Origin of the sequence: Hyunsoonleella ulvae, assembly GCF_016827605.1 — a bacterium.
Taxonomy (GTDB): domain Bacteria; phylum Bacteroidota; class Bacteroidia; order Flavobacteriales; family Flavobacteriaceae; genus Jejuia; species Jejuia ulvae.
Genome location: NZ_JAEPJQ010000003.1, coordinates 37,116 through 49,632, shown reverse-complemented (window position 1 = coordinate 49,632; position 12,517 = coordinate 37,116). Strand labels below are relative to the sequence as shown.

Below are 12,517 nucleotides of genomic sequence, written 5' to 3'. Positions count from 1 at the left end.
GATTATCTAAGATTATTACTGTAGTTTTTAAATGGTTGCAAAGGTACATTAATTTGTACAATTTCATTTAAGTTTTCTGAAAAGTAGTAATTTCCTATGAAACCTGCAATTAATCCATGATGTTTAGTTTCAGTAGCATCAACTATTAACAGTCCGTTTATCAAATTATTCTTTATTAAATCTCTATTACTTAATTCAGCAACCCAGACAAATTTCGGCATAGGTACTCTTAAAATCAATTCTTTGGGCAAACTGTCAATTAAGCTGTTCAAACTAACATAATCCTTATATGATCTAGATGAAGCAAGAAACACTTTAAGAATAACCTCTTCATCTTTTAACAAATCTAAATTATGTATATACTGCTTAATTAAAGATTTAACATATGCTCTAGCTGCATCAGCATCTAAGTATATTTTAGAATAAAGAGGAACAATAAAACTTGTAATTTCACATTCTTTAAAACCTTCATCACTATAAAAACCACCAGGATTTTCTAATTGAGTAATTTGATAAGGAGGGTAATTATCGTCAATAAAAACATATTCCAAGTTCATTTTTTCAATATCTAATAAACTCACTCCCTTCCCTATTTCTTCAGAATTATTTAATTCATCTACATCATTATCAGTAAATCTTGCTCTACCAATAATACATTGAGCATGTCCTATTGTATTTGATTGAATAGCTGAAATTACAGGGATTCCAGATTCTATATACATTCTTAATAAAATTAAAAATAAATCTTTACCATAAACTTCTCTGTGATACAATTTAACACCGAAACCTAACTCTCTTAAAGCATATGATATTTGGTCTGCTCTTAATCCTTTTGAAGGTAGTAACCTTTCAAACGAATGTTGTGAAAGAATAGCTCCAATTTTAGAGGGTAATGTAGGTGTATATTCTGGATATCTAATTCCAAAATATTCCATGACGGACCAGATGGTAGTTTCAGCACATGCGATAGTCTCCGTATTTTGAGAAGAATGGGGAAAACCAGAAACACTCAATTTTAAACCGTTAGCTGTTGTACTAGTTAACACACTACATATTTTAAAATTATTTGTAATAATCGCTTTAGGAGAAACAATTGACCTTCCCATGATATGAGGAAATGTAGGTCTAATGACCACAAAACCCAAATAAGAATTATTAATATCATCATATCTTTCAGGGTCTCTAAAATCACTTATTTTTAATTCTCTATCAAAAAAAGAGACTCTGATACAATCTCTTTTATATTCTTGATTTTTTGAAGCATAGTAGTGGTAATAGGAATCTCTATAAACCTTATCTACATAGGGAAATTCAATTAACCCAAAGATATCATTCCTAAAATGAGATATATAATTATTAAAAACACTAAGGCTTCTAGCTATTTGAACAAGAGATAAATTATACACATCTTTAAATATATCATTCAAAAATGATGATACATCCGTGATTTTTTTTATTTCTGTTTGAATAAAGTTAGGCATCAAAAATAAATGTAAGAATTTACAAAAATATTAAAAATTAATTCTTTGCAAATAGATCTATAAGTTTTACATTAGTTCTTAATATACACTACCCAAAATCAAATAAAAATGTTATCCAGCCTCTGACAATAGATTTAACTTTACTTCTCGACGCAAAAAAATAGTTGTTACAATAGTTGACAATACATCAGCAATAGGAAAAGACATCCAAACCCCATGTTCTCCATAGAAGTTAGGTAAGATTAAAATGAGTGGAATAAAGAAAAAACCTTGTCGTGTAAGTGTTAATAATAATGCTGGAATTGCTTTACCCACAGCTTGAAAATAGGCTGCACCAATAAGCTGTATTGCTATAATAGGAGTTGCAGCAAACACCCAACGCATAGCAGGAGGAGTTTCTAAAAGTACATTTGTATCTGAAGTAAATAGTCGCGTTATCTCTTCTGGAAACACCATTAACATTATAAATACTAGCGTTGCTAAACCTGATGCGTATAAAATTGCTGTAGAAATTGTTTCTTTTACTCTCTCAAACTTTGAAGCACCATAGTTAAATCCTGCAATTGGCAAAAACCCCTGTGTAATACCATACACAGGAAATAAGGCAAACATGAGCATACGACCAACTATAGCATAAGCTGTAACTGAAGTTTCTCCTCCTAAATCGAATAGAATATTATTCATAAATAAATAAGTAATACTAACCACAGCTTGCCTTGATAGCGTAACAAAACCCAATGAACCTATCTCTGACACAATACCTTTCTGTAATCCAAAATGGCATTTTAATAATTTTAATTCTGAATGTTTTGATAAGAAAAACCAAATAATAAAAGCAAAACATAAAAGGTAAGAGCCTGTTGTAGCCCATGCTGCTCCCATCATCCCCCAATCTAACACATTAATAAAAATATAATCTAGAAGTAAATTTCCAACAGAAGGTATCATCATTGCATACATTGCAAATTTAGGTTTACCTTCAGCTCTTATTACCGTATTTCCCATCATACAAAGCGCTAAAAAAGGCACTCCATATAATACAATTCTATAATATACAGTTGCTGGTTCTAAAATATTACCCTTACCACCAAAGGCTGGAATAATACTATTAATAAACCATAATCCTAGCATTACCATAGTAATGGTAACCAGTAGTGTTAGTGTAATTTGATTACCAAAAGTGATTCGCGCTTTTTTGATATTATCAGCACCTAATGCCCTTGATATTATTGAAGAACCTCCAATACCTATAGCCATTCCTAAAGCAGCAATAAAAAAAGAAACTGGGAGTACAACATTTATAGCTGCAATAGCAGTAGCGCCTATCCATTGCCCAACAAAAATAGTGTCTACTAAAATATTTAGAGACATTACTAGAATACCAATAGATGCTGGAACAGCTTGTTTTATTAAAAGTTTACCAATGGGTTGTGTGCCTAAGTCTTGTGATGAAACTTTAGCCATTAAACGGTTAAGGGTTTTTCAACAGTTTCCCACTCCTCTGCTATATTAGCTATAACTTGGGCGAAATCCTCACGATCATTCAAACAAGGAATAACCGTAAATTCTTTTCCTCCAACCTCATGGAATATTTCTTCGCCTTCCATGGCAATTTCTTCTAAGGTCTCCAAACAATCACTAACAAAGGCAGGAGTCACAATAGCCATTTTCTTTACACCTTCCTTTCCCATACGCTCTATAGTACGATCTGTATAGGGTTGTAGCCAAGGATCAAAACCTAACCTAGATTGAAACGTTGTAGAGTAAGTCCCGTTTTTTAATTTTAATTTTTTAGCAATATTTACTGTGGTAATTTCACATTGGTGTCGGTAGCAAAACTCATGCTGTTTACTTCCTTTTTTAAAGCAACATTTACCATCCATTTTACAATTGCCGTTGGTAATATCACTTTTTCGAATGTGTCGCTCCGGCACACCATGGTAGCTAAACAAAATATGTTCGTAGTCTAGCCCATCAAGCTTTTCGGCAATACTTTTAGAAAGTACATTTATATAATCCTCCCGACCATAAAATGCAGGTGTTCTCGTAATAGTTACTTGAGGAAAATAGTTTGCAACAAGCTCATCAACCTTTACATCAATAGTCTCAGTAGTAGCCATTGCAAATTGCGGATACAACGGAATTGTTTTTATTTCTGTACACCCTTTATCGACCAATTCTTGAAGCCCTTTTTTAATAGTCATACTGCCGTACCGCATGGCTAAAGCTACAGGATACTCTAACTTATCTTGTACTTTTGCTTGCAGTTTTTCAGAAAGTACAATTAACGGTGAACCTTCCTTCCACCATATTTTTTTATAGGCTTTTGCAGATGCTTTTGGTCGCGTGTTTAAAATAATGCCTTTAACCAGCAAAGTTCTGGCCCACAATGGCACATCAATAACACGTTCGTCCATTAAAAACTCGCCTAAATATTTTTTTACATCTTTGGGTTCCGGACTATCGGGAGAACCTAAATTTACCAAAAGAATACCTTTCATTTTTCTCTTTCTTTACAATTTTTACTGGATGTTACGCCTCTAATCTTTTTCTGAAAGTCTACTTCTTACTGCTTCTGGTATCATGGTATTAACTAGAGCTTCCATATTTTTTTCATTTGCTAAAAATTTCCATCCATCATATTGCGGGTCTTTAATAGCAAACATACTGGCATCATGGCTAATAACTAAAGACGTTGTTGCAGTATCAATTGTTATATTTTCAGCACCAAATTGTGTTGCCAAAGTGCTCTTCATTAGATCTAAATGAGACTTTCGCTCTTCTTCAGATTTATCTTTTTCAGTTAAAAACGTCATGCGCATCTCGCTTTTGTAGTACACTAATGCATAATTTACACCTTCAACTTCCTCTACCTGGCTTACACTTGTTACTTCATTAGAAAGAAACTCGACTTTTAGTTGTGGCGAATCAAACATCTGTAGCATTCCCGTTTTCATTTGTTCCTTTGACGCCATATCAAATACTTTCGGATACATATAATCCAAAATACCATCAAGGTCCATTTCGGTCATATAATCATAGTAAATTTGAGCTTCCTTTTTGATGTCCTCACTATGGGATTGCGAAAACGATGAAACTGTAAATAAAAACGCAAGTACTACTATTGTTAAAAATCTCATAAAGTATTTATTCACAACAAAAATACGACACAAATTTTACAATAGCCTTATGAATTACACGTTCGCTCATTGAAAAAATCTATTAACTCATTTACATTACCCGACAGGCTTTTTATTTCTATATTTAACAATTCAATAATTTAAGATGAAAAACATACCACTACTTTTATTAGTTTCTTTAATCTATTGTTTCTCCTTTTCCCAAGAAAAAAGTCTGCTTTGGGAAATCTCAGGAAATGGATTAGAACACCCATCGTACATATATGGCACTATGCATGTAAGTAGTAAAGTGGCTTTTAGATTAGATGATGTGTTTTATGAAGCATTGAATAAAAGTGAGTGTGTCGCTTTGGAATCCGACCCCACACAATGGTTAAAGTACATGCACGAAGACTTTGGGTTTAATTATGATTTTGATAGTTTTTTATATGGAAACAATTTCTACACCAACTTATTTAGGTTATCGCCATTAGACCCCATGCAAATGCGAAGCGTTATTAGGTTTGACAATTACCTGATAAATAGCTATCTATATAGAAAAAACTCTTATGTTGATGATTTTGAAGAAGAAACGTATCTAGATATGTTTATTTATCAAGCTGGCAAAAAGAACAACAAACAAGTAATAGGGCTAGAAGACTTTAGAGAATCGCGCTACCTTACCACAAAAGCGAGCTATAACATGAACAAGCGTAAACCAGATGACTGGTTTATAAAACTTATGGAGAAGAAAAACATGTTTATGTTTCAGGAAGATGTGTACCGTGATCGTGATATTGAATTATTAGACTCTATAGGAGCCGCCACAAACACGAATTATTACAGGGAACACATGCTGTTTAAACGCAACGAAAACATGGTTAATGTTCTAGACTCTTTAATGCATAAAAAAATAGTGTTTTCTGGTGTAGGTGCTGCGCATTTAGGTGGAAAAAAGGGAATGCTAAATATGTTAAAAAATAGAGGCTATACGATAAAACCCTTGGTATCCAAACAAACCAAATATGCTAGGGATGAAAAGGACAAACTTGAGCAAACGTTTACCATGCCCAAAATGGCCTTGCACTCTACCTCTGATGGCTTTATAAGTATTAAAAGCTTTGATGCTTTAAGAGAGTTTAATGCTGAAGGTATAAAATATTATGTAGCTCCAGATATGACCAACGGTGCTTACCTAACTATAAACCGATTAAACACCTTTGAGTATCTGCCAAATAAGGATAGTAAGGTTGACTTAAATTTTATTAAAAACCTCCTTTATGAAGATGTCCCGGGAACCATTATAAAGAAAGAAGAATTTAAAACACCGTATCCTGGCGTTAGCATTTTAAATAAAACTAAAAAAGGAGATTATCAAAAATACCACATATATAAAACCCCTCTAGAAATTATAGTAATAAAATTTGGAGGCAAAAAAGACTTTGTGTTATTACATGAGGCAGAAATTTTTAGCTCCCTACGTTTCAAGCCCATAAGTTACAACACGACGATATTTAAAGAACCCTATGGGAAATACACTTTTAAATGTCCTGAGAATTACATTACAGCAAATTTAGAGCATACAGGTAAAAAATTAATACAAGCACGAGGTAAAAATAATGCGTTTTACTTTTTTCAAGAATCCCCCAAACATGATGTGGAATATATTGAAGAAGATGCTTTTGAGGCGAAATACATCCATACCAGTTTTTATAAAAACTTAGACATAAAAGACGTTACAGTTGAAATGAAAAAGGATGTTTATCATAGTGCAATATCATCTGTGGTTATAGATTCCACATCAAAAGACAAGCTCTGGTTAAAATCTGTAGTAAAAGATGGCAGCTACTACATTATGGGATATTATGGAAACGAAAAGGACAAGGCTACCTCCTATTTTGAATCGTTAAAATTTGAAAAGGCTAACTATAGCAATTTTAAAAAAGTTACTGATACTTCCCTATTTTTTACGGTAAACTCCCCTGTAAAATCACCCTTAGCATTCAACGAACTTTATGATAATTTTAAACGTAAAAAAACCTATGAAGAAACGATAAAAAACACCGTTTATACCACTAAAGCCAATGAACAAATTACCATAAAAAGAACTAAGTTTCACGATTTAAAAATGTTTAAGAATACAGATAGCCTTTGGAACCAATTACACAAAAAACCTGGCTTCTTAGCACTTGCACCCAAATCATTTGATGCAAAAAATTTAAAACCTGTAGACAAAAAACGTTACAGTGAAAACGATTATAATTACTACACTTATAAACTTAGGGATTCCCTTAGCTCTAAAGAAATTCTCTTAAAGTATATTCATAAAAAAGGGGTTCTATATCAATTGGCAGCACTTACAGATTCTATAAGCAAACCTTCAAAATTCTTAACAGAATTCTATGATACATTTACACCAATGGACACCTTACTTGGAAAAGATATTTTTGAAGATAAAACCAACGTTTTTTTTAAGGCACTAAAAGCGGATGACAGTATTGCTTTAAATGGTTATAATGAGTTAGAATTTTCTAAACAACATAGTAGTGAAATTATTACCCTAATAGAACATTTTGATTTTCCTGAAAACAAAACCCAAATTAAAAACCATTTAATTCGCCAGCTTATAACAAACGATAAAAGTGAAAAAGTTACCCAGTTTGCCAAAACCTTATATTTGCAATCTTACTCACAACCAGCCATACAAAACATTATTCTCAATGCCTTTTTTCAACGAAAAGACAAAGCTTCCTTTATGTTTGTTTTGGAATTGTTAAATGACGATTTACCCTTAGGTTCTAAAACCCCTTATTTTTCTTCTTACAGTAAAACAACCGATTCTTTAAAATCAGTAAAAGTATTGTTTCCAGAATTATTAAATTTTTCAAGTATTGAAGAATACAAAGCACCTATATATAGACTTCTTGCAAATTCGCTAGACAGTAATCTTGTAAAACCAAACGTTTATAAAAAATTTAAAAAACAAATTATTAATGATGCTAAAATTCAAGTAAAACGCAGCCTGGGCAATAAACAGCGGTATTCTTACAGCTTTAAAAATATGTCGTCATTAGAAAATTATGTGAAATTATTATTCCCTTACAGGCATGAAAAAAATGTAGATGTGTTCTACCAACGCCTCTTAGAAACTGAGGATTGGGAAAGTCTTACAACATACTATGCCTTGTTAAAAAAGAACAAAGAAGTAATTTCTAATCCATTAAAAGATAAAACGCTTTTAAATGATGCTGCGCAATACAAACTAATACCAAAGCTTAAAATCTATAATGTTTTAAGTGACACAGAAATTAATGTTGTGGATTTACAAGCCTATGCAAAATCTAAGTTGTTTGCCAATAGTTTTTTTAAGCCTTCTGAAAACACCATTACACTCTTAGAAGAAAAACGTTTTAATACTGATAATGACAAACCTATTCGCTTATTTCTCTATAAACGTACCGACAAACGACAGAATGAACAAAACGAATTTTTACATGTTATTGCCTTTGAAGATCCTAAGAACAACATGTATAAACTTAAGCCCTACTACACAGGATTAAAGCGTGGGATTTCAATATCGGGTTACAAAACTGAGAAAGACATTATTGAAGATATCATGCTACAAATAAAACACAAAACGAGACAACGTATAAAAATAAATATGTACTAACTTAGATAGTGTTAGCACATATTCATTTTTTAAAGTACCTACTTTGTTTGCTATGCCGCTTTCTGTATAATATCAACTTCTTTCTGTAAATCTTCCAAACGCTTTTGCTCATCTTTAGCAGCCTGCTCTTCAGCAGGAGAAAACTTTACTAATAAACCTAAGAAACCTACGATAGCCACTACAAAACCAAAGGCAAAAAATGCCTCCTGCAAGCTAGAACCACTTCTTAGTAAATACTGCGCATATAATACCGCACCCACATTTCCACCAGCACCTACAATACCAGATACCGCCCCTAAAGCTTTTCTATTAATAAAAGGTACTACAGAATATGTGGCGCCTTCTGCCATTTGTACAAATAAAGAGAAAAACACCATAGAAGTTACAGCCAATGTTAAAGAATTCATTTGGGAGAATAATAGTAATGCTAAACCTTCAGCAACCACCACATATACTAATATTTTTACCCTTCCATTCAACCCAGAGTTTTTACCAAATTTATCAGCAATCCAACCACCTGTAGAACGGGCAAACAAATTCATAGCACCAAAAAATAGCACAATAAATCCAGCAGCCTCCTGACTTAAGCTAAACTTTTCTTGATAATACGTAGATGCTTTTCCAGTAACGAATAACTCCATTCCAAAACAACCTGCATACATTAAAAATAAAATCCACACACGCTTATCTGAAGCCGCAGTTAAGAACAAACCTTTCTCACCTTTTTTAGTTTGTGGTCTTTCATCTGGTAGATCTGCATAATTTCCTTTAGGACAATCTGTAGTGTATTTCCAATACAAAAAGGCAACGAATAACATTATAATTGCAGGGACATACATAGCAATTCTCCAAGACTCTGTAGCCTCTGCTAAACCAAATGCCGCTACTCCAGCAGCAATTAATGGCATGGTAGCATTTGTAACACCACCACCAAGATTACCCCAACCAGCTGTAGTAGCATTGGCGATACCAATCACATTAGGTGCGAACATTACAGAAGTATGATATTGCGTAATTACGAACGACGCTCCAATAACACCAATAGCAAGCCTAGAAATTAAATAAGTTTCCCACGTATTAGCGAAAGAAGAACCTGCAACAGCTATGGCTCCAAAAACCAATAAATATACGTAGCTTTTTCGAGGACCTATTTTATCACATAAAGAACCTATAAGCAATCGTGCAAAAATAGTAACCCCAACTGATGCTATAAAGGCTAAAGTGGTTTGTGCCTTAGTTAATTCCAAATCTACAGCTATGGTAGATTTCATTAAAGGTGCATGGGAAAACCAACCAAAGAAACATAAGAAGAATGCAATCCAACTTAAATGAAAGGTTCGCATTTGAACCGTTTTAAAATCTGTGAGTTTAATTTTAGTAGCCTTACTTGTACTTAGTGCATCCATGTTTTATGTTTTTAATTTAAGTATTAATACGTATTTAAATACTTAGATTTGGCAAACATAGATGTTTTTCACAGTTAAAATACTGTAATTTAACAGCTTATTTTATGTTTTTTCGCAGGTTTTAAAATAGTTACTTATTCTAGTTTAGAAAAAGAAAAATGGCAGCCCTATTTACGAGCTGTTTTCCTGTTGTAATAGCTGATTGAAGGCTTAGAATTTGGATTACAATCTTGAAAAATACCACAAGAAGTACCTAGCTTTGCGAGCGACTTAGTTTGAGTAAATTTTGATAGGGCTTCTATCTCAGGGGTTAAGAATTTCATAATATTTTAGGTTTGGGGTTTAGTCAAAAGTAATAAAAAAAACTTACACACCTCTAACTCAATGACATGACATACTTTTTAGGGGTTGTACCATACTTCTTTTTAAACGCTGCTATAAAATGACTTGAGGTGCTGTAACCTACTTTAAGCCCAACTTCATTTACATTATTTTCCCCAGTTTCCAGTAATTTCCTGGCGACTTCCATCTTATAGTCAAATAAAAAACTAAAAACAGAATCCCCATAAATTTGCTTAAATCCTTCTTTCAACTTTTTAATATTTAACCCTATTTCATCAGCCAATTCTTGTAAAGTTGGCGGCTCTGCCATTCTAGCTACTATAATATCTTTTGCTTTTCGTATTTTAATAACATTGGCTTCATCTACTAAAAACGGACACTGCTCTACGTCTGCATCTTCGCTTCTGTTAAAATATAAACTCAATAGCTCATAAGCTTTCCCTTTAAAATACAACGACTTTATTGATGTATTTAAACTAAAATTTATTAATTGATTTAGAACAATTGCCATGGATGGTGTAATAGCACCATCTTTATAATATTTCTTATCCTTATTTTCAGAATTCAAAAACGAGATATAATCTGCTTCTTGAGAAAATAAACTGTGGAATTTTTTAATAGATATTAAAATAGAAACGATCCACGAATTAGGTAAAACTTTTAAATCTATCGGTAATTCACGTTGCGGGTTATAAAGCAATAAAGAGTTTTCTTCATGTATATCTAAGCTATAACGCCCTTGATTAAATACAAATGTAGTACCACCTTTGATACAAAAATGAAATTGAATAAATGTGCTATCTATGTCTTTAGCAACGTGTTGGATCTCACTGTCGTCATTTTTGTATGTTAATATTAAAAAACCAGCTTCAACTAGTGTTTCATTAAAAGTACTTTTAGCGATACTTTTTAAGTCATTTTTTTCGTTCATTTTTTCTTTTTTATTTAGAATTGTTCTAAATTAAAACAATCGAAACTGCCAAATTCACTACTAAAATATGACATTTATCATATTTTTTGTCGAAATGAGCTCAAAAAACCACAAACGATATTAAAAGTTCTTTGAGCGTTATTTTTTCTTGAGCAATCGGTCTACTTTTGTTTAGCAATTTCAAATCAGGTAATGCAAAAATACAACATTAGTAAAGGTAGTTCTTTTTATGCTGTTGGTTTAAGTTACAAAAAAGCCGATGCAGATACAAGAGGTCGTTTTAGTTTAGATAACGATGCTAAACACGCATTGCTTAACCAAGCTAAAGCTAATGGAGTAGAAAGCCTTATTGTAACTTCTACCTGTAATAGAACTGAACTTTACGGTTTTGCGCAACATCCCTACCAACTTATAGAGTTGCTTTGTGATAACACTAACGGTACTGTAGAAGAATTTCGAGACGTAGCTTATATCTATAAAAATAAGGAAGCCATTGCACACATGTTTCGTGTAGGTTCTGGATTGGACAGTCAAATTCTAGGCGACTTTGAAATTATAAGTCAGCTAAAAACCAGTACTAAACTATCCAGAAAATATGGTTTGTTAAATCATTTTTCAGAACGTTTGGTCAATGCTGTAATCCAAGCAAGTAAACGTATAAAAACAGAAACGAATATCTCTTCTGGTGCTACATCAGTATCCTTTGCGTCTGTACAATACATCTTTAAAAATGTCCCTGATGTTTCAAACAAAGACATTCTACTCTTTGGAACTGGTAAAATAGGTAGAAACACCTGTGAGAATTTGGTAAAGCACACACAAAACGAACATATTACCTTAATAAATAGGACAAAAGATAAAGCTGAACGAATTGCTGGTAAATTTAATTTGGTAGTGAAAGATTATGCTAATCTACAAGAGGAAATCAGCACATCTGATATTCTAATTGTAGCTACAGGTGCGCACCGCCCTACGATTGATAAGCACATCATCCAAACCAAAAAACCGCTTTTAATTCTAGATTTATCTATCCCGAAAAATGTAGATGAAAATGTAAAGGAGTTAGACAATGTCTCTTTAATACATTTAGATCATTTATCGAAAATTACAGATGAAACCTTAGAAAAACGAAAAGCCCATATTCCTCTAGCAGAAGAGATTATAGAAGAAGTAAAAGCTGAATTTAATAGTTGGCTAGAAACAAGAAAGTTTGCACCTACTATAAAAGCCCTAAAACATAAACTCACAGATTTTGCATCTGCAGAATTGGATACACAACGCAAAAAAATATCTGATTTTAACGAAGAACAAGCCACGTTAATCAGTAATAAAATCATTCAAAAAATTACCAATCATTTTGCACATCATTTAAAAGATGATGCTATTTCTACAGATGATAGCCTGGATCTTATTAAAAAAGTATTTCAGTTAGAAGAACCACAAAAAACAAATGTTTGATTCTCTTTAAACCTCAAAATGACGAATATAAATCGTTTCTTTTTCGCTTACTCGTCGTTAAAAAAATTAACCGTAGCTAAGGCTATGCTTATTATTTTTGCCTTGACTAA

General features: G+C 32.6%; 9 protein-coding genes. 2 read left to right on the top strand and 7 right to left on the bottom strand.

The features are described 5' to 3' along the window. Nucleotides 1-2 precede the first annotated feature (2 nt). The 4 genes from JS605_RS09240 to JS605_RS09225 form a co-directional block, all read right to left on the bottom strand. Complete coding sequence (locus JS605_RS09240) at nucleotides 3-1,481, bottom strand: hypothetical protein (protein WP_203257437.1); 1,479 nt, start codon at nucleotides 1,479-1,481, stop codon at nucleotides 3-5. A gap of 111 nt (nucleotides 1,482-1,592) precedes the next feature. Next, the gene (locus JS605_RS09235) at nucleotides 1,593-2,945 is read right to left on the bottom strand and encodes an MATE family efflux transporter (protein ID WP_203257436.1); all 1,353 of its coding nucleotides are present in this window, start codon (nucleotides 2,943-2,945) and stop codon (nucleotides 1,593-1,595) included. Next, complete coding sequence (gene hemH, locus JS605_RS09230; RefSeq protein ID WP_203257435.1) at nucleotides 2,945-3,982, bottom strand: ferrochelatase; 1,038 nt, start codon at nucleotides 3,980-3,982, stop codon at nucleotides 2,945-2,947. The genes JS605_RS09235 and hemH overlap by 1 nt, the downstream gene beginning before the upstream one ends. Before the next feature lie 39 nt (nucleotides 3,983-4,021). Further along, entirely contained in the window at nucleotides 4,022-4,621 is a 600-nt protein-coding gene (locus tag JS605_RS09225; RefSeq protein ID WP_203257434.1) for a hypothetical protein, read from the bottom strand. A gap of 145 nt (nucleotides 4,622-4,766) precedes the next feature. Between JS605_RS09225 and JS605_RS09220 the strand changes: the two genes are divergently transcribed. Further along, on the top strand, nucleotides 4,767-8,270 hold the full coding sequence (locus JS605_RS09220) for a TraB/GumN family protein (RefSeq protein WP_203257433.1): 3,504 nt from the start codon (nucleotides 4,767-4,769) through the stop codon (nucleotides 8,268-8,270). A 50-nt stretch (nucleotides 8,271-8,320) separates the two neighbouring features. Here the strand turns inward: JS605_RS09220 and JS605_RS09215 are convergent, their stop codons facing one another. The 3 genes from JS605_RS09215 to JS605_RS09205 form a co-directional block, all read right to left on the bottom strand. Then, the gene (locus JS605_RS09215; protein WP_203257432.1) at nucleotides 8,321-9,676 is read right to left on the bottom strand and encodes an MFS transporter; all 1,356 of its coding nucleotides are present in this window, start codon (nucleotides 9,674-9,676) and stop codon (nucleotides 8,321-8,323) included. Nucleotides 9,677-9,843: 167 nt separating this feature from the next. Next, entirely contained in the window at nucleotides 9,844-9,999 is a 156-nt protein-coding gene (locus JS605_RS09210; protein ID WP_203257431.1) for a hypothetical protein, read from the bottom strand. 53 nt (nucleotides 10,000-10,052) lie between these two features. Then, complete coding sequence (locus JS605_RS09205) at nucleotides 10,053-10,949, bottom strand: AraC family transcriptional regulator (RefSeq protein ID WP_203257430.1); 897 nt, start codon at nucleotides 10,947-10,949, stop codon at nucleotides 10,053-10,055. Between the two features lie 192 nt (nucleotides 10,950-11,141). Here JS605_RS09205 and hemA point away from each other — a divergent pair, with 192 nt between their 5' ends. Beyond that, nucleotides 11,142-12,407: a glutamyl-tRNA reductase gene (gene hemA, locus JS605_RS09200; RefSeq protein ID WP_203257429.1), complete on the top strand. Its 1,266-nt coding sequence runs from the start codon at nucleotides 11,142-11,144 to the stop codon at nucleotides 12,405-12,407. Nucleotides 12,408-12,517: the final 110 nt, after the last annotated feature.

Bases quoted from the DNA above. Each gene is read 5' to 3' on its own strand.
- JS605_RS09240 (WP_203257437.1), bottom strand. From the start codon at position 1,481: ATGCCTAACTTTATTCAAACAGAAATAAAAAAAATCACGGATGTATCA.
- JS605_RS09235 (WP_203257436.1), bottom strand. From the start codon at position 2,945: ATGGCTAAAGTTTCATCACAAGACTTAGGCACACAACCCATTGGTAAA.
- hemH (WP_203257435.1), bottom strand. From the start codon at position 3,982: ATGAAAGGTATTCTTTTGGTAAATTTAGGTTCTCCCGATAGTCCGGAA.
- JS605_RS09225 (WP_203257434.1), bottom strand. From the start codon at position 4,621: ATGAGATTTTTAACAATAGTAGTACTTGCGTTTTTATTTACAGTTTCA.
- JS605_RS09220 (WP_203257433.1), top strand. From the start codon at position 4,767: ATGAAAAACATACCACTACTTTTATTAGTTTCTTTAATCTATTGTTTC.
- JS605_RS09215 (WP_203257432.1), bottom strand. From the start codon at position 9,676: ATGGATGCACTAAGTACAAGTAAGGCTACTAAAATTAAACTCACAGAT.
- JS605_RS09210 (WP_203257431.1), bottom strand. From the start codon at position 9,999: ATGAAATTCTTAACCCCTGAGATAGAAGCCCTATCAAAATTTACTCAA.
- JS605_RS09205 (WP_203257430.1), bottom strand. From the start codon at position 10,949: ATGAACGAAAAAAATGACTTAAAAAGTATCGCTAAAAGTACTTTTAAT.
- hemA (WP_203257429.1), top strand. From the start codon at position 11,142: ATGCAAAAATACAACATTAGTAAAGGTAGTTCTTTTTATGCTGTTGGT.